16 protein-coding genes, 2 pseudogenes and 2 CRISPR repeat arrays (1 of these 20 cut by a window edge) are annotated in these 21993 nt (G+C 50.5%); all 18 genes and pseudogenes read left to right on the forward strand.

Annotated features, from left to right (window positions below; genetic code table 11):
• A CRISPR array of direct repeats spans positions 1 to 785; the repeat unit is 30 nt; unit sequence GTTTTTATCGTACCTATGAGGGATTGAAAC; it begins 44 nt to the left of the window's first position.
• 100 nt (positions 786 to 885) lie between these two features.
• On the forward strand, positions 886 to 1806 hold the full coding sequence (locus B9L21_RS06845) for an Rpn family recombination-promoting nuclease/putative transposase (protein ID WP_063165749.1): 921 nt from the start codon (positions 886 to 888) through the stop codon (positions 1804 to 1806).
• Positions 1807 to 2187: 381 nt separating this feature from the next.
• Positions 2188 to 3228, forward strand: a complete 1041-nt coding sequence (locus B9L21_RS06850; RefSeq protein WP_063167338.1) for a Bug family tripartite tricarboxylate transporter substrate binding protein — start codon at positions 2188 to 2190, stop codon at positions 3226 to 3228.
• 52 nt (positions 3229 to 3280) lie between these two features.
• Positions 3281 to 3736 (forward strand): tripartite tricarboxylate transporter TctB family protein, encoded by a 456-nt coding sequence (locus B9L21_RS06855; protein ID WP_015375035.1) that lies wholly within the window; start codon positions 3281 to 3283, stop codon positions 3734 to 3736.
• Between the two features lie 13 nt (positions 3737 to 3749).
• A complete protein-coding gene (locus B9L21_RS06860) occupies positions 3750 to 5276 on the forward strand; it encodes a tripartite tricarboxylate transporter permease (protein ID WP_063165750.1) in 1527 nt (508 codons plus the stop codon).
• 75 nt (positions 5277 to 5351) lie between these two features.
• Positions 5352 to 6961: pseudogene (locus tag B9L21_RS06865) on the forward strand (ATP-binding protein).
• A 13-nt stretch (positions 6962 to 6974) separates the two neighbouring features.
• On the forward strand, positions 6975 to 7667 hold the full coding sequence (locus tag B9L21_RS06870; RefSeq protein WP_044743595.1) for a response regulator: 693 nt from the start codon (positions 6975 to 6977) through the stop codon (positions 7665 to 7667).
• Positions 7668 to 7860: 193 nt separating this feature from the next.
• Positions 7861 to 8796, forward strand: coding sequence for an AEC family transporter (locus B9L21_RS06875; RefSeq protein ID WP_044743596.1), 936 nt, complete (start codon positions 7861 to 7863; stop codon positions 8794 to 8796).
• A gap of 183 nt (positions 8797 to 8979) precedes the next feature.
• Positions 8980 to 9818: a CRISPR direct-repeat array (repeat unit 30 nt; unit sequence GTTTTTATCGTACCTATGAGGGATTGAAAC).
• Between the two features lie 174 nt (positions 9819 to 9992).
• Positions 9993 to 10895 (forward strand): Rpn family recombination-promoting nuclease/putative transposase, encoded by a 903-nt coding sequence (locus B9L21_RS06880; protein WP_063167339.1) that lies wholly within the window; start codon positions 9993 to 9995, stop codon positions 10893 to 10895.
• 700 nt (positions 10896 to 11595) lie between these two features.
• Positions 11596 to 12612 carry a LacI family DNA-binding transcriptional regulator gene (locus tag B9L21_RS06885; protein ID WP_063167340.1) on the forward strand — a complete coding sequence of 339 codons (1017 nt, stop codon included), beginning with the start codon at positions 11596 to 11598 and terminating at the stop codon, positions 12610 to 12612.
• Positions 12613 to 12629: 17 nt separating this feature from the next.
• A complete protein-coding gene (locus B9L21_RS06890; protein WP_063167341.1) occupies positions 12630 to 14174 on the forward strand; it encodes a gluconokinase in 1545 nt (514 codons plus the stop codon).
• Between the two features lie 208 nt (positions 14175 to 14382).
• Positions 14383 to 15054, forward strand: a pseudogene (locus tag B9L21_RS06895) (permease DsdX); the annotation flags it as partial.
• A 117-nt stretch (positions 15055 to 15171) separates the two neighbouring features.
• Complete coding sequence (locus B9L21_RS06900; protein ID WP_021321537.1) at positions 15172 to 16569, forward strand: methyl-accepting chemotaxis protein; 1398 nt, start codon at positions 15172 to 15174, stop codon at positions 16567 to 16569.
• A 289-nt stretch (positions 16570 to 16858) separates the two neighbouring features.
• The gene (gene urtA / locus B9L21_RS06905) at positions 16859 to 18115 is read left to right on the forward strand and encodes an urea ABC transporter substrate-binding protein (protein ID WP_033005789.1); all 1257 of its coding nucleotides are present in this window, start codon (positions 16859 to 16861) and stop codon (positions 18113 to 18115) included.
• Positions 18116 to 18176: 61 nt separating this feature from the next.
• On the forward strand, positions 18177 to 19070 hold the full coding sequence (gene urtB, locus B9L21_RS06910; RefSeq protein WP_042380689.1) for an urea ABC transporter permease subunit UrtB: 894 nt from the start codon (positions 18177 to 18179) through the stop codon (positions 19068 to 19070).
• Between the two features lie 11 nt (positions 19071 to 19081).
• On the forward strand, positions 19082 to 20140 hold the full coding sequence (gene urtC / locus B9L21_RS06915; protein WP_063167342.1) for an urea ABC transporter permease subunit UrtC: 1059 nt from the start codon (positions 19082 to 19084) through the stop codon (positions 20138 to 20140).
• The gene (gene urtD / locus B9L21_RS06920) at positions 20115 to 20879 is read left to right on the forward strand and encodes an urea ABC transporter ATP-binding protein UrtD (RefSeq protein WP_063165751.1); all 765 of its coding nucleotides are present in this window, start codon (positions 20115 to 20117) and stop codon (positions 20877 to 20879) included. The genes urtC and urtD overlap by 26 nt, the downstream gene beginning before the upstream one ends.
• A complete protein-coding gene (gene urtE, locus B9L21_RS06925; protein ID WP_063165752.1) occupies positions 20858 to 21559 on the forward strand; it encodes an urea ABC transporter ATP-binding subunit UrtE in 702 nt (233 codons plus the stop codon). The genes urtD and urtE overlap by 22 nt, the downstream gene beginning before the upstream one ends.
• 84 nt (positions 21560 to 21643) lie before the next feature.
• Entirely contained in the window at positions 21644 to 21949 is a 306-nt protein-coding gene (gene ureA / locus B9L21_RS06930; RefSeq protein WP_020755308.1) for an urease subunit gamma, read from the forward strand.
• The last annotated feature ends 44 nt before the right edge of the window (positions 21950 to 21993 follow it).

Here is a 21993-nt window from a genome sequence, read left to right on the forward strand (position 1 = left end):
CAACCACCCATCATTAGTCGCGGTTTTTATCGTACCTATGAGGGATTGAAACTAGAATTCCTCCAAGCAAATGTAATCGTGCGCTTTGTTTTTATCGTACCTATGAGGGATTGAAACATGGATGAGGAAAGTTTGCAGCTGTCCCTTTTTGAAGAGTTTTTATCGTACCTATGAGGGATTGAAACACGGACATATTGACAGGGGTTCAAACGATTGCGGAGTTTTTATCGTACCTATGAGGGATTGAAACTTTTACCAAGATACAACACATGAAAAAGGCATCCATTTGTTTTTATCGTACCTATGAGGGATTGAAACATCTCATATCTTCTTAAAGCTTTGCGAAACTCTTGAAGTTTTTATCGTACCTATGAGGGATTGAAACTAGTTATGTTGAATCCCGATCATAGTGTCGATGAAGTTTTTATCGTACCTATGAGGGATTGAAACTAGCGAAGAAAACACCGAAGCACAAAAAGCCGGACACGGTTTTTATCGTACCTATGAGGGATTGAAACTTCGCGCCTGGCGACATCGTTTTGATTTACGACCCGTACGGTTTTTATCGTACCTATGAGGGATTGAAACATTCCCCCTTAATGAAATTGGCTTGCCAAAAACACCGTTTTTATCGTACCTATGAGGGATTGAAACCAAGAAACCAAAGCACTCGCCCCGAAACGAACGGGCGTTTTTATCGTACCTATGAGGGATTGAAACTACTCACTCGTACCGTTCCAATCGGACTGTTTCGGGCTTTTATCGTCCCCATCAGTGATTGAAACACTGTGTAGTACGGCACAACTTTTTCTGTCCCCCATGCAGGATTTTCACCCCCTGTTTGCGAATGGATAGAATCGAACACGTTCAAAGAGGGGTGATCGAATGGCCATTGACCATGACCGATTGTTCAAAGAGCTGATTCAAACGTTCTTCGAAGAGTTTCTTCTCCTCTTTTTCCCCGACATCCACGAGCATATCGATTTCCGCCATTTGTCCTTTTTGTCCGAAGAACTGTTTACCGATGTCACGGCAGGCGAAAAATACCGCGTCGATCTATTGGTCGAGACGAAGCTGAAAGGGGAAGACGGGCTGATCATTGTTCATGTGGAGAATCAAAGCTACGTGCAACCATCGTTTCCAGAGCGCATGTTTATCTATTTCAGCCGTTTGTTTGAAAAATACCGCACCCGCATCGTTCCGATCGCTGTCTTCAGCTATGAGGCCCTTCGCGAGGAACCGTCCGTGTTCTCAATCGAGTTTCCCTTTGGCGACGTGCTGCAGTTTCGCTTTTTCCCCGTGGAGCTGCGCAAGAAACATTGGAGAGACTATATCCGGCATGACAATCCGATTGCGGCTGCCCTTCTTAGCAAAATGGGGTATACTGAAAGTGAGAAAATCGAGTTAAAAAAAGAGTTTTTGCGCATGTTGGTGCGATTGGAGCTGGATGAGGCGAGGCAGCGGCTCTTGTTGGGCTTTTTTGAAACATATGTGAAGCTGTCGGAGGAGGAAGAGCAACAACTACAAAGAGAGGTGAGGGCGATGGAAACGAAAGAAAAAGAGAAAATGTTGGAGCTGATCATTTCCTATGAGCAAAAGGGAAGGAAACAGGGGTTGGAAGAAGGGATCAAACAAGGTATGAAACAGGGAATGGAACAAGGAATGAAACAGGGGATGAAACAAGGAATGAAACAAGGAATGAAACAGCTGATCCGCAACATGGCGCGCAAAGGAATGAAGGCGGAAGACATTGCTAGGTTGGTGGATCTTCCAGAGGAAGATGTTTGGGAATTGCTTGAAGAGTAGGGGAATCCAATACAAAAGGCGGCCATCTAACGAGGACAGTTGGCGGTGGCAAAAGAGGTAGAGGAAATCACTGATTCGTAAGTGATCGATTGTAGAAAACGGATGATCGTCCGGTCACATGAAAGAGGAGGAACAAAAATCAGAAAGTATGTACCGTGCCAACGTTTTATGCACCGTCGGCCTTGAAAGGCAGGCGGCCTTTTTTTGTTATGGGGCTCCGGCGTTCCGCTAGGCGTCTTGGCCATATGAGATCATGTCGGCTATATGTCCATGAACAAAATGCACAAAATTCATTTTATTTTCAAAAACTTCACGTTCATCCCGCGGCATGGTAAGGTTGTGATTGAAAACGTTATCAAAAAACAAGGGGGCAAGGGAGAAATGAAGAAAACGAAATGGTGGGGATTGCTCGCTGCAGGGATGATGACACTGGCTTTGGCGGCCTGTGGGGGCAATGAATCGGCGGGGTCGAAACCGTCCGGTTCCAACTCCGGTTCGTCTGCTTCCAACTATCCGACGAAGCCGATTACGATTGTTGCTCCGTCTGGGGCGGGCGGCGGTTGGGATTTAACGGCCCGCGCGGTCACGAAAGTGTTGGATGAGACAGGGCTTGTCAAACAGACCATGACGGTCGAAAACAAACCGGGCGGCGGCGGGGCAGTCTTTATGGCCGAATACGCTACCCAGGATGTGAAAAACGATTATAAGCTGTTTGTCAATTCACCGCCGATTATCATCAATAACTTGAAAAAAGAAGGGAACAGCCCGTTCGGCTACAAAGACACAACCCCGCTCGCCCAGTTGACAAAAGACTTTGGCGCGATTGTGGTTAAAGCCGATTCAAAGTTTCAAACGTTGACCGACTTGCTGAACGCCATTAAACAAAATCCGAAATCCGTCACCATTGCCGGAGGGTCGGCACCAGGGTCGATGGACCACTTAGTGGCGATTTTGCCGATCTATAAGTCGGGCATCGATCCAAAATCAGTCAAGTATGTTTCGTACGATGGCGGCGGAGAAGCGATGGCGGCGCTGCTTGGCGGCAATGCGGATGTGATTGCGACGGATGCGTCTTCGGTTGGGGAATATTTGAAGGCCGGCAAAGTGCGGGTGTTGGCGGTTTCCGCTCCAGAACGCCTCGGCGGAGTGCTGAAAGACGTGCCGACGATGAAAGAGCTTGGCGTTGATGCCGAGTTTACGATTTGGCGCGGCGTGTTCGGGCCGAAGGAAATGTCTTCGGAAGCAAAAGCGTTTTGGGAAGAGACATTGAAAAAACTGTCTGAGCATGAAAAATGGAAAGAAGAGCTGCAAAAACAAGGTTGGGAAGCAGAGTACCGCAATTCGGAAGAGTTTACGAAATTTTTGCAAGAGCAAGAGCAGCAAGTCGGCGACCTGCTGAAGTCGCTTGGGATGCATAAATAACTCGAGGGGGAAGAGCATTCTTCCCCTTTTTCCAAAAGCGGGAGGGAAAGCGATGAACAAAACGGCTGACCGGATCGCGGCGGTGGCGTTTTTGGCTGTGGGCGCTTTGTTTATGGTGGAAAGTTTGCGCATATCGAAAAGCGCCTACGGCAGCGCTGTCGGGCCGAATGTGTTTCCGTTTTTGCTTGGACTTGTGTTGGTTTTATTAAGCATAAAACTGCTGTTTGAGACAAGAAATTATTCAGGCGCAACAGGGGAGAAACTGCCGCGGCAATATAAAAAGTTTCTTGTCATTTTCATCGCCGCCATTTTCTATGCGGCGTTGCTTGAAACGGTTGGATATGTGATCACGACATTTCTCTTTCTTGTCATCGGCTTTCAAACGATGGAAAAAGGGGCGCTGTGGAAATCGATCGCCATTGCGGCTGGTTTTTCGTTAGGCGTATATGGCCTTTATGTGAAACTGTTGCAAGGAACATTGCCGAGCTGGCCGATTTGGTTCCAATGAAAGGAGGGGCATCATGGACACACTATCGTTTTTGTTTGACGGATTTCAGACGGCGCTTCAGCCGCATAACTTGCTGTTTGCGTTTATCGGGGTGTTGATCGGCACGGCGGTCGGCGTGCTTCCTGGGATCGGGCCGATGAGCGGGGTGGCGTTGCTCATTCCGGTGACGGCGTCGATGACATCGGGTTTGAGTCCCGAGCAGGCGGCCGCCAGTTCGATCATTTTGTTGGCCGGCGTCTATTACGGGGCGATGTACGGCGGGTCGACGACGTCAATTTTGTTAAACACGCCCGGGGAATCATCGTCTGTTGTCACGACGCTGGACGGCTACCAAATGGCGCGGCAAGGCCGGGCTGGAGCGGCGCTGGCGATTGCGGCGATCGGTTCGTTTGTGGCGGGGATTGTGTCGCTCATCGGTCTTGTATTATTAGCGGAGCCGCTGTCCAATGTCGCCTTGAAGTTCGGTCCGGCGGAGTATTTTTCGCTTATGCTGCTGGGGCTTGCTGCGGTGAGCGGCCTTGCCGGCAAATCGATGACGAAAGCGTGGATCATGACGGTGTTCGGCTTGTTGCTTTCCACGATCGGGCTCGACAACGTCTCTGGCGTCGCACGCTTCACGTACAACATTTCCTATTTGTATGGGGGGCTGGAGTTTTTAACCGTAGCGGTCGGGTTGTTTGCGTTGGGAGAAGTGTTTAGAGCGATTCTCCATCGGGAAACGAACGAAGGGGAAATTGCTAAAATCGGGTGCATCTTGCCAACCAAATCGGACTTGAAGGAAAGTGCCGGCCCGATTGCCCGCGGGTCGCTGCTCGGATTTTTCATCGGCGTGCTGCCGGGAGCCGGAGCGACGTTGGCCTCATTTTTCTCTTATATTCTTGAAAAGAAAATCAGCAAACATCCGGAAAAATTCGGCCAAGGGACGATCGCCGGCGTCGCGGCGCCCGAGTCGGCGAACAACGGTGCGTCTGGAGGCGCGATGATTCCGCTGTTGACGCTCGGGATTCCGGGGTCCGGGACGACGGCGATTTTGATGGGAGCGCTCATTATGTACAACGTCCAGCCAGGTCCGCTGTTGTTTGATGAACATCCGGCTGTTGCCTGGGGATTGATTGCGAGCATGTTTATCGGAAATGTGATGTTGTTAATTCTCAACATGCCGCTTGTGAAACTATTTGCGAAAATCATCCAAACACCGACGAAGTATTTGTTGCCGCTCATTATCGCCATCTCTGTATTCGGCGTGTATGCGGTGCAAGTGACGACGTTTGATGTGTTTCTGTTGTTGGCATTTGGCTTGCTCGGCTATTGGCTCGCGGAACACGATTACCCGCTCGCGCCTCTTGTATTGGGGCTTGTGCTGGGGCCAATGATTGAAAACAACATGCGCCGGGCGTTGACGGCATCCAACGGGGACTATCTCGTGTTCGTTGAAAAGCCGATTTCGCTCGTCTTGTTGGTCATCGCCTTATTGTGGATTGCCGTGCCGTTTTTCATGAAATTACGAGGAAAAACCGTCATTGTCAATGAAGATATGTAATAATAGAAAGAAAGGCTTTCTTCCTTTAGTGGAGGATGGTCTTTCTTTTCATTTTTCCGTTTGGAGGACAGCACGATGAAACTGCAAACACGGTTGATGATGATCATTTGTTCGCTGCTTTTGTTTGTCATCGTGTTTCTTACGTTTTTATTCCAACATATGTTCGCGGAGACTATCAAACAACAAATCGGCATGCGGGCGCTGAACGTGGCGGAAACCGTCGCGTCCACCCCGCTTGTGCGCGAGGCGTTCCGCGACCCCGATCCGTCCGTGCGCTTGCAGCCGTTTGCCGAATATATTCGCCGAAAGACAGGGGCGGAATACGTCGTCATCGGCAACCGCCAAGGAATCCGCTATGCTCACCCGCTGCCGGACCGGATCGGCAAACCGATGGTCGGGGGCGACAACGGTGAGGTGCTCAAAGGCAAGGCCATTATTTCGGAGGCGGTCGGTTCACTCGGTCCGGCAATCCGCGGAAAAGCGCCGGTTTTGGATGAAAACGGACAGGTGATCGGCATTGTTTCGGTCGGTTTTTGCTGGAAGATATTCAGCGCACGGTGTGGTCGTATCGTATAAAGATTTTTCTTTTCTCCGTTCTTGCTCTCTTTCTTGGAGCGGTGGGCGCCATGGCGATCGCCAGGGCGGTGAAAAAATCGATTCATGGCCTTGAACCGGAAGAAATCGGTTTGCTCTACCAAGAAAAGCAGGCGATTTTAGAGGCAATTCGCGAAGGAATGGTGGCCATCAATCAAGAGGGAACGATTACAATGGTCAACCAAACGGCGCTGAAGCTGCTTGGGTATGAGAACGAACGCGATGTGTTGGGAATGCCGATCTTGCAGCTTATTCCCCACTCGAGGCTGCCTGAAGTCATTCGGACGGGGCAGGCAGAATTTGACGATGAAATGGTGTTAGGGGAAGAAACCGTCATTGCCAACCGCATTCCGATCAAAGACAAGCAAGGGCGTGTGATCGGAGCGGTATCGACGTTTCGAAACAAATCGGAATTGTATCGCTTGACCAAAGAGTTATCGCAGCTTCGCAGTTATGCCGATGCCTTGCGCGCGCAAACGCACGAATTTTCCAACAAGCTGTATTTGATCTCTGGCCTGATTCAACTGGAATCGTATGAGGAAGCGCTTGAACTGATCGCAAAAGAGACCGACTTGCAACAAAACATCGTCCGGTTTGTCATGAAAGAAATTCCGGATCCGATCATCGGCGGTCTGCTGATCGGCAAGTTCAATCGCGCCAACGAGCTGAAAATTGTGTTTGAGATCGATCGGGAAAGCAGTTTCCGTGATGTGCCGCCATGGATGGACCGGGACCATCTAGTAACCATTATTGGAAATGTAGTAGATAACGCCATGGAAGCCGTTCTCCATAACGGAAAGGAAGAGAAACGGGTGGCCGTTTTTTTGACTGACCTTGGCAATGATTTGATTATTGAGGTTGAGGATAACGGATTAGGCATTGACCCAGCTGTAGCGGAACGGATCTACGAGCGCGGCTTTTCAACGAAGGCTGCCGGAGGGCGGGGGTATGGGCTTGATCTAGTGAACCGGGCGTTGACAATGCTCGGGGGGCAAATGACGTATCGATCTGAGCAAGGAGCAGGCACGGTATTTACCATCATGATCCCAAAGCGGCCAGCCCATGTCGGGCGGCAGGACCGCCAAGGCTAGAAGGAGGGAACCGATGTTGCCGATTCGTGTACTGATTATTGAAGACGACCGCCGCATTGCGGAAATCAATCGGCGCTTTGTCGAGAAAGTGAACGGTTATGAAGTGGTCGGCATCGCCACGAACGCTGAAGAGGCAAGGGAATTGACGGAGGTGTTGCGGCCAGACATGTTGTTGCTTGACGTCTATTTTCCCGATATGAACGGCCTTTCGTTTTTGAAATGGGTGCGAGAGCGTTTTTCCGATATCGATATTATTATGATCACCGCAGCACGAGAAGTGGAGGCGCTGAAGCAAGCGCTGCATGGCGGAGTGTTTGATTACATTATCAAGCCGATTATGTTTGACCGATTCGCCGACACATTGCATCGATATAAAGAGTACTATGACAAAATGCAGCGGTGGGTGAAAGAGAAAGAGTGGATTGGCCAAGAAGAGGTTGATGCCTTAATGGGAAGAGAAGTGTCCGTTAAGGAACAGCCTATGTTGCCTAAAGGCATTCAGCCGTTGACCTTAGAAAAAGTGTTGGGGGTTGTGAGACAGTGCGCAGAAGGCATCACCGCTGAAGAAGTGGGGCGGCAAATCGGAACCAGCCGGACGACGGCCCGCCGTTACTTGGAGTATCTCGTCTCCGTCGGCCAGGTGACGGCCGATATTGCCTATGGATCCGTTGGGCGGCCGGAACGAGTTTACAAGAAGAAAATGTAGGTATAGAAGGCTGGTGATTTCGTGAAAAATCACAGAAAATGGACTTTTTTCAAATAGAGAAGTCTTGCAAAATCAACGCTTCTCTTTCGGCCGAAAACAATGGATTCAGCGAAATCAGTTGTTTTTCACCAGCCTTATAGATTTTCAAAAATGAAACATCCATTATATGGAGAAAGAAAGAGAGGAGAGCGTCTTGGCTGTTTTTAGCGGCATTTTATTGCAAGTGATGGTTCCGATGTTATTGATTGTCGGCTTGGGGGCAGGGCTTCACCGCTTCTTTCATCTTGACCTCAATACGTTATCCAAATTGAACATGTACGTCCTGTTGCCGGCAGTCGCATTCATCAACGTGTATGACAGTGAGTTGAATGGAAAGGTGTTGGCGGCCATCTTAGCATTTCTCTTGTTGCAAAACAGCGGACTGATCGTTTTGAGTATGATGATGGCCAAGTTGTTCAAATTAGAACGGAGTTTGTCAGCCGTATTTCAAAACACCATTGTGTTGAACAACTCAGGTAATTTCGGCATCCCGGTCAGTCAGCTTGTATTTCATCAACATCCGCTCGGGGCGACGATTCAAATTATGGTGACGATCTTTCAAAATTTCTTGACGAATACATATGGGGTATATCAGTTCGTATCCGGGAATGGAAAAAGGGAGAAATGGACTGCGGAGATATGGAAAAATCCCGTCCTTCACGCGCTGTTGCTTGGCGTGGTCTGCCGATGGCTCCACGTCCCGATCCCATCATTTTTATGGACGCCGCTTCAGCGGGTCGCCGATGCGTTTTTAGCCATCGCCCTCTTTACGTTGGGAGCGCAAATCGCCTACGCTCGGTTTACTGCCTTGCCGCCGCTTGTGTATGTGAGTGTGTTCGGGCGCTTGATATTGTCGCCGCTGTTGGCTGGGTCTTTGATCTTTCTATTAGGAATGGATGGCGTGACGGCTCAGGCATTGCTCATTGCCAGTTCGTATCCATGTTCACGCAATACGGCGCTGTATGCGCTCGAGTATGACTGCCACCCCGATTACGCCGCCCAGGCAGTGCTGGTGTCGACCTTGTTGAGCGCCATTACCGTGACAGGCACAGTATATGCGGCCCGTCTGCTGTTTCCGATTGGCGGATGAAAACGGGGGCAAGTTGTCGTCGACCTCCAATCGTGCAAAAATCCCGGGGGATCGACGACAATGTTTTTTTGCGTCAAACTCCTACAGCCAACGCGGCTAGACCGTATTGACAGAATTTTTGAAACGTGCTATTCTGAAAACAGCCAAAAGGGGAAAAGCTTGATTTTATGCGCATGGTTTTGGGTTTTTATCGTACCTATGAGGGATTGAAACTCTCCTTTTAGTGAAACATTGTGGCCGCTATATTGGTTTTTATCGTACCTATGAGGGATTGAAACAAATTTTCCAATACTTTTAATGTACGGTTCAATTTTATCCAGTTTTTATCGTACCTATGAGGGATTGAAACTGGAAGAACACAAAGAGAGAACACAAGAGCAACCGATCGTTTTTATCGTACCTATGAGGGATTGAAACAAAAACGAAGTGAAACGGTTGACCGAACTGACAAAAGTTTTTATCGTACCTATGAGGGATTGAAACGAAGACGCATATCGCTACTTGGCTAGAGTGCTTCCGTTTTTATCGTACCTATGAGGGATTGAAACACCCGTGACCGCGTCGATCACAACGCCTCGCGGCGCGTTTTTATCGTACCTATGAGGGATTGAAACTTGACAACGACGATCATGTGATCGAATTTTACACACGGAGTTTTTATCGTACCTATGAGGGATTGAAACCACTGGACGTAAATTCGGTTCGAGAGTGATTACAGTAGAGTTTTTATCGTACCTATGAGGGATTGAAACAGTTCGTTTTTTCAAGACACGATGATATGCTGTGTCCTCGTTTTTATCGTACCTATGAGGGATTGAAACTAGCCGGCGCCGGGATAGCCTTTCTTCCTCGCCTCCGTTTTTATCGTACCTATGAGGGATTGAAACTCCCGATGGTCGTTATGGAATACGAGAACTTGCGTGGTTTTTATCGTACCTATGAGGGATTGAAACAAAATCGTGTACCGATGGAACCCGTCAACGATGATGAACGTTTTTATCGTACCCATGAGGAACTGAAACTGTCTCCTGCCACAGCTGAACCACCGCTGAGTTCAGCTTGTTTTACCGCTCGACATAGGAAAAGGACAAATGCGAAATGGCACATGCCAAAAAAACGCGGGGGGAAACAAGAAGGAATTCGGCCGCGAAGGGCGAATACAGTACGGTGAATCCGACATTGCAGGGAGGGAAAACGTGGCGAAGAAGCGAATTGACCATGACCGGTTGTTCAAAGAGCTGCTGTCGACATTTTTTGAGGAGTTTTTGCTTCTTTTCTTTCCCGACGTGTACGAGTACATTGACGTTCACCATCTCTCTTTCCTCTCCGAGGAACTGTTCACCGATGTGACGGCCGGAGAGAAGCACCGCGTCGACTTGTTGGTCGAAACAAAGGTGAAAGGGGAAGACGGGCTCGTCATTGTCCATGTCGAGCATCAAAGCTACACCCAGCGGACCTTCCCCGAGCGAATGTTCCTCTACTTCAGCCGCTTGTTTCAAAAATACCGCCGCCGCATTCTCCCGATCGCCATCTTCAGCTATGACGAACAATACGACGAACCTTCCTCATTGGTCATGCAGTTTCCGTTTTTGACCGTTCTTGACTTCCGCTTTTTGACGGTGGAGCTATGCAAACTGCCGTGGCGCGCGTACATCCGCCATGCCAACCCTGTCGCCGCTGCCTTGCTAAGCAAAATGGGGTATAATGAAGATGAGAAAGTCGACGTGAAAAAGGAATTTTTGCGCATGCTCGTCCGCCTTGAGCTGGATGAAGCGAAACAGCGGCTGTTGTTCGGTTTTTTCGAGACGTATTTGCGGTTATCCGAAGAGGAGGAAATCCAACTGCGACACGAGGTGAGCCAAATGGAGACGAAGGAAGCAAAGCGTGTGATGGAACTCATCGTCTCATACGAACAGCGGGGGATGGAAAAGGGAATCCAACAAGGAATCGAACAGGGGATGAAGCAAGGACGCCAACAAGGGATCGAGGAAGGGAAGCTCGACGTGGTGAAGAGAATGCTGGCGAAAGGGTACGATGTCGACACGATTCACGAACTGACTGGGCTGCCGGTCGAGACGATTGAAAAGGTGAGGCAGTAAGTCGGATGCCCCCTGGCTAGAGCGAACGTCGCCGCCCGCAATGGCGTCAAATCCCTCATAAAGGGCGGCGGCCGTCTTGTTAGAGCCTTCGGACGTTTCGTTCCCAGGGGAGGTTTTTGGAAACGCCGTGTTTTGGGAACTTTTTCGATTTATGAACGGCGTTTTTCTTTTATGATCAGTCTTCTAATTTTTTACCGTTTTCTCACGAATTTAAAAACCATAAAAACAGCTAAAATAACGACACCTATAAAAAGGTAGCCTAAAATAGACGTCATGGTAGTCAGCATGTCCCATTCTCCTTTTTGTTAATTGGTATCGGTATACAATTGTGCTTGTGAAGCTCTAATAAACTCATTATGTTCTTCTGCGGCTTTCACAGATGTTTCAGAAACGCCAAACGATAATGTAGAAAATACTAAAACAAACGACAGGTAAAAATAGGTATTTGTTCATAAAAATGAATCAATGCATTGCTTAGTGCAAAATGAAAGTACAATCTATGAAGCCGTTTGGCGCGATCCATTCGGGCGGAATGACATCACTCGATCGGCAAGCTGTCACGGCCGTATACCATTCATTGATTTTTAGATTTCAAACAAAAACTATTGTAAACCGCTTTCACTTGGTTTATAATAAAGCTAAACCGGTTTATGAAAACGCTTTTGAACTAAATCGATTTAGTACGAGAGAGGGATCCCTTTTGAAAAAAGTAACGATGGCCGATGTCGCGAAATTGGCCAACGTTTCGAAAAGCACCGTGTCGCAATACTTAAATAAGCGCTATGAATATATGAGCGAGGAGACGAGAAAACGCATCGCCGAGGCGATTGAAGAGCTTGGGTATCAGCCGAACATCATCGCCCGCAGTTTGAAGCAAAAGACGACAGCGACCATTGGCGTGATTGTTTTTAATATGCTTCATATGATGACAACGCAAGTGCTGCACGCCATTGAAGAGGAATGCCAAAAGCGCGGGTTTCAAGTCATTGTCTGCAATTCCGGCGATGATCCGGATAAGGAAAAAACATATGTTGATACGCTGCTGGCGAAGCAAGTGGACGGGTTGATCGTGTTTCCGACAGGGAAAAATGAAGAGGTCTACCGCCGCCTTGTGGAGGAACGCTTTCCGCTTGTGTTTGTCGACCGGATGGTGCCGGGAGTGGAGGCAGACAGCGTGCTGCTTGATAATGCAGGTGCAGCGGAAATGGCGGTTCAGTATTTCGCTTCCCAGGGCCGCGATCGGATTGCGATTGTCACCCCGCCGCTTGTCTCTTACAACGTGCCGCGGATGGAGCGGTTGGAAGGGTTTCGGGCGGCTATGCGCAAAAGAGGACTGGACGTTGAAGATGGGAACATCATCGCCGCTGATCCGGACGCGCTGCCGGAAGTGTTGAAACAACGGTTTGCCGAACCGAAGCGGCCTAATGCCTTGTTTGCGATCAACGACTTGACGCTGATGGGGGTTTTGCGGTTTGTGAAAGACGCAGGGGTTCGTGTGCCGGATGAGGTGGCGATCATCAACATCGATGATGTGCCGTTTGCCGACATTTACACGCCGGCGCTGACAACCATCGCCCAGCCGACGTTTGCGATGGGGAAAAAAGCAGCTGAGCGCGTGTTTGAACAAATGAAAGCGAAAAAAGCCGACGGTCCGCGCGTATTTCGTTTCTCCCCGACATTGATGGAACGGACATCGATCAGGCGGGGGAAGGAATGAAGAAGGGAGGAGAAACGATGGCGATTCATGAGGACGTCGTCATTGGGATTGATATTGGAACGACAAGCACAAAAGCGGTTGTGTTTGACGGGCGGGGGAAGGTGCTGGCTTCTCACCCCGTCGACTATCCGATCATCCAGCCGCATCCGGGGTTTGCCGAGCAGGATCCCGATGAACTGTTCGCGGCGGTCGTTCAAGCGGTCGGGGCGGTGACGGTCCGCCACGGCATCCGCCCAGAACAGGTGAAAGCGATGGGTTTGAGTGCGGCGATGCACTCGATTATGGCGCTTGACGAGTCGGGCCGGCCGCTCACCCGCCTCCTCATCTGGGCGGACAACCGAAGCGTGGCTCAAACGGAGCGGCTGTGGAAAGAGCAAAACGGGCTTGCCATTTACCGGCGGACGGGGACGCCGATCCATCCGATGTCCCCGTTGCCGAAACTGCTTTGGCTGAAAGAGAAGCAGCCGGATGTGTTTCGGCAAGCCCGCTGGTTTGTCTCTGTGAAAGATTATGTGCTTTACCGTCTATACGGCGATTATATCGCTGACCATTCGCTCGCTTCAGCGACCGGTTTGTTCTGCCTCGATACGCTTGATTGGGACGAGGATGTGCTTTCGTTTCTTGGCATAAGCCGCGAGCGGCTGCCGCGTTTAGTCCCAGCGACATACATCTTGCAAGGGATGAAGAAAGAATGGGCGGATAAAATGGGGGTATCCGCTGACGTGCCTGTTGTGATCGGAGCAAGCGACGGCGTGCTCGCCAACGTCGGCGTCGGGGCGGTGCTCCCAGGTGAAGCGGCCATTACGATCGGGACGAGCGGGGCGGTGCGGACGATTGCGGCAAAACCGACGACCGATGAAAAAGGGCGGACGTTTTGTTATGCGTTGACGCCCGGCTATTGGGTCGTCGGCGGACCGACGAACAACGGCGGCATTTTGCTTCGCTGGCTGCGCGACGAGTTTGGCGCCCAAGAGCGGGAAGTGGCGAAAAAGCTCGGCATCGATCCGTATGACTTGTTGACGAAATACGCGGAACGCGTCCCGCCGGGGGCGGAAGGGCTTGTGTTTTTGCCGTTTTTGTCGGGCGAGCGGGCGCCGTACTGGAATGCGAACGCGCGTGGGACGTTTTTTGGCCTTGGCCTTCATCATAAGCGCGAGCATTTCATCCGCGCTGTCATGGAAGGCGTCTGCTTCAGCATTCTCTCGGTCGCTTTAGCCATTCGCGATGTCACGGGGCCGATGTCGGAAATCCGTGTCTCGGGCGGATTCGCCAAGTCGCCGTTTTGGCGGCAAATGCTTTCTGATATGCTCGGCAAACCGCTCATCGTGCCGCAGACGCACGAGGCGTCGGCGCTAGGGGCGGCTGCCGTGGCGCTTTACGCGTTAGGCGAGCTGCCGTCGCTGGAAACGGTGAAAACGTGGATCGACACAACGGCCCGCCATGAGCCGAAGGAAGAACATACGCTCATTTACGCTGAACTGTTTGATTTGTATGCCCGCTTGTATGAGCGATTGAAAGAGGAGTTCGACATCATCGCTGCGTTTCAGCGGCGGAGTGGGTAAAGGGAGGAAGACTAAATCGATTTAGTTGGCTATGATCGGGCGCTAAATCGATTTAGCCCTTTCCTTCAAAGATCTGAAAACGTTTGCTTTGTTCACTAAATCGATTTATCTCAAAGATAAAGGAGGAGCTTGTGATGGGAATCGCCATTGTTGTTGCTGCTATTATCGTGTTATTATTGCTCATTAGATTGTGCAGCATAAAGAAGCACGTGAGCTTCCTGGCTTTGGCAATACGCTGTTCACGATTTTGCTTCCGGTCATTTTGATGTTGATTGCCTCTGTGGCAAACGTGACGCTTGATCAAAAGTCAGAAGCGGCGAAAGTGTTGCGCTTTATCGGCGACCCGATTGTTGCGCTCTTGATCGCGACGGTTTATTCGTTCTTCAGCTTAGGCTACGCCCGCGGCTTCCATCGCGACGCCGTGCTGAAGTTCGCCAATGACTGCCTTGGTCCGGTCGCGAACATCCTGCTTGTCATCGGGGCGGGCGGCGCATTCAACAAAGTGCTGCTTGATTCCGGCATCGGCGAACAAATCGCGGAAGTGGCGAAACACTCGCACTTCTCTCCGCTCCTGTTAGGCTGGGGCATTGCGGCGCTCATTCGCGTAGCGACGGGATCGGCGACCGTCTCGATGATGACCGCTGCCGGCATCGTTGCCCCCATCGCGGCTACCATGCCGGGAACGAATATGGAACTGCTTGTCTTGGCGACCGGCGCGGGTTCGTTGATCTTGTCGCACGTCAATGACTCCGGCTTCTGGATGATCAAAGAATATTTCGGCATGACGGTGAAAGAAACGCTCATGACATGGACAGTCATGGAAACGATTATTTCGGTGGTGGCGTTTGTCTTCATTTTGTTATTGAATATGGTTCTCTAGCCTTTTCCAGGCAAGACGCTCGTTTTTAGAAGAACGGGCGTCTTATTTTTATATGTTCTTTTGTTATATTTTATATTATAATTATGTAATAAAAAATGACATAAGGAGTGACGCCTGTTGATTTTTGCGAGACGTGCGGAACGAAAAATAAAGCGCGAACTGGATCAGCCTCGACGTGAGGAAACGCAGGGAGGACCGCAACAAATTGCAAGGCAAATTGTTGTGGCGGTTGATCAGCTCAAAGCAGCGATGGAACAGATGAAGATGGCGGCACTTTCGCTGAATGACATTTCCGATTCAAGCCGGAATAGTGCGGCAGAGCTGATGGACCATAGCGAGAAAACGGTGGAGTATACGGAAAAAGTGGCGAACAAAATGCGAACAATCGAGGAGGCGGCTAGGGAAATCGCTGCATCTTCGCGTGATATGTATGCGAGCAGCCAGCAGTTTTCCGAACATTGGCTGCATTCATGGAATTCATTGGAGACGTTGCAAAAAGAAATTCGAACACTGCGCTCCCACCATGAAACGTTATTGGAACAAATGGACCATCTCGTTCATCATTCGCGACGCATCAATGAAATTATATCAGCGATCGGCGAGATTTCGCAGAAAACGAAAATTTTGTCGCTCAATGCCAATATTGAGGCGGCTCGTGCGGGAGAACATGGGCGCGGGTTTGCGGTCGTCGCGCGGGAAATCGGCATGTTGGCGAATCAAACGTCGGAAGCTGTCCAGCAAACACAGGATATTTTGTCCCTTATTCAACGCGAAATCGCAGCGACAACCGATATCGTTCGCGAAGAAACAAAGCAAATCGATGTTGAAGAGAAAGAAATGGAAGCGATTATGTCGTTCCTTCATTTGCTGCAGCGACAGCTGAATGATATGACGGACCTCGTCTCCTCTTCTGTCCGGTCAGCGTCTGGGCAGTCGGACAGCGTGAAAGAAATCGCCGTTCTCCTAGAAGAAATCGTGCAATTGAGCCGGGAAAATCAACGGTTTGTCGAGCGAGTGACGGCGGATATGAACGAACAGCATGAAAGCGTCGAACAGATTTTGCGCATTAATGAAGCGCTGCAAAAGACAGCGGAGGAGCTGCAACAAACGGTCGGACGTGATTGGATGAGAGAAACGATTTCTGTCGATGATGCGGTCGTGAAAAACACGATTCAGAAACTATCGGCTTTGCTTCAGTCAGCTCCGTTGGAACAAATGGATGAGGCCATGCATCAACGCGTGCTGGATCGATTTTTATCTGAGAATGGAGAGATTGAGGCTGTCTGGTCGAATCGTCTTGATGGGGCGTTTGTCTATTCGAATCCGCCGGCGGGCTTGGTCAACGCCAAAGTCCGGTCGTGGTTTCAGGAAGCTTGTAGAGGAACAGTGTATGTTTCCGATCCGTATGTATCGGCATTGACGAAACATCTTTGCGTCACGGTGTCCGCTCCCATTAGGGATCATAACGGTCAAATTGTCGGGGTCATTGGAGTGGATTTGTCGCTTGTGAAATGAACGCTGCCCCAAAAAGGTGCATGTGTGCCTTTTTGGGGCATGTTTTGTTTTTCGACCTGGCTGATTGGTCGGAAGATGATTGATAATAAATATAACAAAAATATGTAATAAAATATGACAAATATGTTGAGTCCGTGAAACGTGGGCCTTATACTGCTAATCAAGAACAAATCCTCAACGTGGAGAACATGCATCGCTTTTGAGGAACAAGGGAGGGATGCGCTCTTTTAGATGAACGAGGGGCAGGAATTCATCGATGTTTCAAATGAATAGGGGGAAGGGTGTGCGAATGAAACCAGCATTCATGTGGAAATTATGGCTGCTTTTATGCGTCAGTGTTTTTGCTCTTGGGGGATGTGCGGCGTCATCAGCAGTGGATCAAGCCAAAAACGAGAATCAAAATGATTCATCTTCGGCTGGCAAAGAAGGGGATGTGGTCAAAGTAGGAATCCTTCACTCGTTAAGCGGAACGATGGCCATCAGTGAAGTATCGTTGCGCGATGCCGAGTTAATGGCCATTGAGGAAATCAATGCATCGGGCGGGCTGCTCGGCAAGAAGATTGAACCGGTTGTGGAAGATGGAGCGTCCGACTGGCCGACATTTGCCGAAAAGGCGAAAAAATTGCTGCAAAAAGATCAAGTGGCCGCCATTTTCGGCGGTTGGACATCGGCGAGCCGCAAGGCGATGCTTCCGGTTGTGGAGCAAAACAACGGGCTGCTTTGGTATCCGGTGCAATATGAAGGGATGGAGTCGTCTCCGAACATCTTTTACACTGGGGCGACGACGAATCAACAAATCGTTCCAGCGGTCAGCTGGCTCTTGAAAAACCGCGGCAAGACGTTTTTCTTGCTTGGATCGGATTACGTCTTTCCGCGGACAGCGAACAAAATCATCAAGGCCCAGTTGAAGGCCGAAGGTGGGCAAGTGGTCGGGGAAGAATATACGCCGCTCGGCCATACCGATTATAGCACCATTATCAGCAAAATCAAACAAGTGAAACCGGCTGTCGTCTTCAATACGCTCAACGGCGATAGCAATGTCGCCTTTTTCAAACAGTTGAAAGACGCTGGCATCACACCGAAAGACGTGACGGTGATGTCCGTCAGCATCGCAGAAGAAGAAATACGCGGGATCGGGCCGGATGTGTTGGCCGGTCACTTGGCTGTGTGGAACTATTTTCAGACGACCGATACACCGGAAAATAAGGCGTTTGTACAAAAGTATAAAGAAAAGTACGGGCAAGACCGCGTGACCGATGATCCGATTGAAGCGGCGTATACAGCCGTTCATTTATGGGCCGAAGCAGTGAAAAAAGCCGGCTCCTTTGATGTGGATCAAGTGAAAAAAGCGGCGGCCGGCCTTGAATACAAGGCGCCGGAAGGAACGGTGAAAATTGACGGGGAAACGCAGCATTTATGGAAAACGGTGCGCATTGGTGAAATCCAAGCGGACGGACAATTCAAAGAGTTATGGAATTCCGGTCAGCCGGTGAAGCCGGATCCGTATTTAAAGAGCTACCCATGGGCGAAAGGATTAAGTGAATAGTTGCATGGGGAGGAAGGCATGTCCTTCCTTCTTGCCCAGCGGACATGAGAGGGGGACGGCGATGTTTATTGACCAATTATTCAACGGGCTGAGCGTCGGTTCGATTTTGCTTTTGATCGCCATTGGGTTGGCGATCACCTTTGGATTGATGGGCGTCATCAATATGGCGCACGGTGAACTGATGATGGTCGGCGCGTACACAACCTACGTCATTCAACAAATCTTTGCCCATCATGCGCCGCAATCAGCGGGGATGTACTTTGTCATTGCCATTCCGTCGTCGTTTCTCATCGCTGCCTTGCTTGGGTGGGGGTTGGAAAAAAGCTTGATCCGCCATTTGTACCACCGCCCGCTGGACAGTTTGTTGGCGACATGGGGGATCAGTTTGATTTTGCAACAGACGGCCCGCCTCATCTTTGGGGCGCCCAACGTGGCGGTTGTGCCGCCAAGCTGGCTGGATGGCGGAATCCGCTTGTTTGGGGCGGTGTTTCCGTATAAACGGTTGTTTATTCTCTGTCTTGTATTGGCGATCGTGTTCTTTCTTTATATGTATTTAACGAAAACACGAGCTGGCCGACGCATTCAGGCTGTCACCATGAACCGGCCGATGGCGGCCTGTCTCGGCATTGCCACGCAAAAGGTCGATGCTTACTCGTTTGCCATCGGTTCAGGATTGGCGGGGGTGGCGGGATGTGCGTTGACCTTGCTTGGGCCGATTGGGCCGACGATCGGCACGTACTATATTGTCGATGCATTTATGGTCGTCATTTTAGGAGGAGTGGGAAAACTGGCTGGGACGCTGCTAGGAGCGTTTGGCCTCGGCTTAATCTCCACCTTTGTCGAATATTCCACAAGCGCCACCATCGCCAAAGTCATTGTGTTCGTTCTCATTATTGCGTTCTTGCAATGGAAACCGTCCGGTCTTCTTAGCTTGAGGACGCGGTCGCTCGATTGAGGGGAGGAAGCATCGTGAACAAACGTTGGGGATACTGGCTGTTTTTCGTTGCTTTGTTTTTGGCGCCATTTTATTTAACGGAGTTTCGCCTGTCTTTGCTTGGCAAATTTCTTTGCTTTGCCATCGTGGCGGTCGGCATCTCCCTCATTTGGGGATATACCGGCATTTTGAGCCTCGGCCATGGGGTGTATTTTGGATTGGGTGCTTATTGCATGGCGATGTATTTGAAGCTCGAAGCTTCGCGAGGGCATTTGCCTGATTTTATGGAGTGGAGCGGCGTGCGCGAACTGCCGTGGTTTTGGAAGCCGTTTGCGCATCCGATGGTGGCCATCGCCGCCGCGATCGCTCTTCCTACGTTGCTCGCTGCGCTATTAAGCTATTTAACGTTTAAAAATCGGATTCAAGGCGTCTATTTTTCTCTCCTTTCCCAGGCGGTTGTTGTCGTGTTTGTTACGTTGTTTATCGGCAAGCAAGAATGGACAGGCGGAACGAACGGCTTGACCAATTTTTCGACCGTGTTTGGTTTTTCGCTGTCATCGCCGCTCACCCAAATCGTTTTGTATTGGCTGACAACGGCCTGTCTCGCTCTCATTTTCGTCGCGGCGCGCCGCTTGACGTCCGGACGGTTGGGGAAGGTGCTCATCGCGATTCGCGACGCGGAAAACCGGGTTCGTTTTTTAGGATTCAATCCGACCGTCTATAAAGTGTTTGTGTATAGTTTGTCAGCAGCCTTTGCCGGGGTGGCTGGGGCGTTGTTTGTCCTGCAAGTCGGGCTCATTTCCCCGGAGATGATGGGGATTATTCCTTCGATCGAAATGGTGTTATGGGCCGCTGTCGGCGGACGCCAATCGCTCATGGGCGCGATCATTGGTGCGATTGTCATGAACACGGCGAAAAGCTTTTTAAGCGAAAATTATCCGGATCTATGGCTGCTTTTGTTAGGCGCCTTGTTTGTCGTTGTTGTGTTGTTTGTTCCGAAAGGATTGGCGGGTATTTATGAATCGCTCGCTGCCGTTCGCATCAAAGCAAAAAGGGGGCATGAACGTGAAGCCCGTGTTGATGTGTCGTGACGTCGTCGTTGACTTCGATGGATTTCGTGCTTTGCAAGGTGTTGATCTCGCGGTTTACCCCCATGAAGTGCGATTTTTGATCGGTCCGAACGGAGCGGGAAAAACGACGCTGCTCGATGTCATTTGCGGGCGGACGAGAGTGACGGACGGGCGGGTGCTGTTTTTTTTCCATGACATCACGCAACGGCCGGAATATGAGATCGTGCAAATAGGCATCGCCCGGAAGTTTCAAAGCCCTTCCATTTTTCCGTTTTTGACGGTGTGGGAAAATATGGAGTTAGCCATGCGACAAGATCGGCGTCTGCGTTCCGTTTTGCGGGCGAAGTTGACTGGAGAAGAGAAAGAAATGATGGCAGCACAGCTAGAGAAAATTGGATTGCTCGATGAACGTCATCGCTTAGCGGGCTCACTGTCTCATGGCCAAAAGCAGTGGTTGGAAATCGGCATGCAGCTCATTCAGCGTCCGCAGCTCCTCCTATTGGATGAGCCGATCGCCGGCATGAGTGCGGCGGAGCGGGAGCGCACGGGGGAATGGCTCCATGAAATGGCCGAACATTGTGCGGTCATTATTGTCGAGCATGATATGGACTTTGTCCGCCGCTATTCCAAACAAGTGACAGTCATGCATGAAGGAAAAGTATTGTGCGAAGGATCGATGGATGAAGTGCAGCAAAACGAACAAGTGATCGATGTGTACCTTGGAAGGGGGAAAAACGCGTGCTGCGCCTCCGGGATGTAACGGCTGGCTATGACGGAAGTGTGGTGCTCGATCATGTTGACATGGATGTTCCTCTTGGTCGGGTGACGGCGGTGTTGGGCAGAAACGGGGTTGGAAAAACGACGTTGATGAAGACGATCATCGGGTTGATTCGCCCGATGTCAGGCGTCATCGAATGGGAGGGGGAAGATATCACGCGCTGGCCGCCGGAGCGGCGGGCGCGAGCGGGGATCGGCTATGTGCCGCAAGGGAGGGAAATTTTTTCGGCGTTGACGGTGGAGGAAAATATTCTTCTCGGGCTGGAAGCGCAGGCCGAAAAAGTCCGTCCCCAGCCGACCCTTGATGAAATGTACGCGCTGTTCCCGATTTTAAAAGAGATGCGCCAGCGAAAAGGAGGAGATTTAAGCGGCGGACAGCAGCAACAGCTGGCCATTGCCCGCGCGTTGGCCGGCCGGCCGAAACTGCTCTTGCTTGATGAACCGATGGAAGGCATTCAGCCCTCGATCGTTGCGTTGATTCATGATGCGATTATGAAAATCGCCGAAGAAAAGCAGGTTGGCATCATATTGGTCGAACATAACGTGGAGCTGGCGTTTTCTTGTGCCGATCGTTTCTATATTTTGGATCGCGGCGCTGTCGTGGCGAAAGGGGATGTCGATGGGGCTGATTTGACTTATATTCAATCGTTTCTTGCTGTTTAAGCAGCAGACAGCGGTGTTAGCGAATGAGAGATTTTTTGAACCTGCGAGTATAGGCGGGAGCATTCAAGAGGGGGGAAGAGATGAGTGAAACTGACTCCGCGTGAACAGGAAAAGCTGCTGATCGTCGTTGCCGCTGATTTGGCGCGCCGCCGGAAAGAGCGGGGCTTGAAGCTAAATTATCCGGAAGCGGTGGCGCTCATTACGTATGAACTGATGGAAGGAGCCCGCGACGGGCGGACGGTGGCGGAGTTGATGCAATACGGCGCAACGATTTTGACGCGCGATGATGTGATGGAAGGCGTCGCTGACATGATCGACGAGATTCAAGTCGAGGCGACGTTTCCGGACGGCACGAAACTCGTCACGGTCCACCAGCCGATCCGGTCGTAATAGCGCCGGCCGATTCCGATGAAGGTGGATAAAGGAGTGATCTT

The sequence above is a fragment of the Geobacillus uzenensis genome (assembly GCF_002217665.1).
GTDB classification, from domain to species: domain Bacteria; phylum Bacillota; class Bacilli; order Bacillales; family Anoxybacillaceae; genus Geobacillus; species Geobacillus subterraneus.

What these genes read in the sequence shown, in the direction of transcription:
- urtA (WP_033005789.1), top strand. Translation starts at nt 16,859, where the DNA reads ATGAAACCAGCATTCATGTGGAAATTATGGCTGCTTTTATGCGTCAGT.
- B9L21_RS06890 (WP_063167341.1), top strand. Translation starts at nt 12,630, where the DNA reads ATGGCGATTCATGAGGACGTCGTCATTGGGATTGATATTGGAACGACA.
- B9L21_RS06860 (WP_063165750.1), top strand. Translation starts at nt 3,750, where the DNA reads ATGGACACACTATCGTTTTTGTTTGACGGATTTCAGACGGCGCTTCAG.
- B9L21_RS06870 (WP_044743595.1), top strand. Translation starts at nt 6,975, where the DNA reads ATGTTGCCGATTCGTGTACTGATTATTGAAGACGACCGCCGCATTGCG.
- B9L21_RS06855 (WP_015375035.1), top strand. Translation starts at nt 3,281, where the DNA reads ATGAACAAAACGGCTGACCGGATCGCGGCGGTGGCGTTTTTGGCTGTG.
- urtB (WP_042380689.1), top strand. Translation starts at nt 18,177, where the DNA reads ATGTTTATTGACCAATTATTCAACGGGCTGAGCGTCGGTTCGATTTTG.
- B9L21_RS06850 (WP_063167338.1), top strand. Translation starts at nt 2,188, where the DNA reads ATGAAGAAAACGAAATGGTGGGGATTGCTCGCTGCAGGGATGATGACA.
- B9L21_RS06845 (WP_063165749.1), top strand. Translation starts at nt 886, where the DNA reads ATGGCCATTGACCATGACCGATTGTTCAAAGAGCTGATTCAAACGTTC.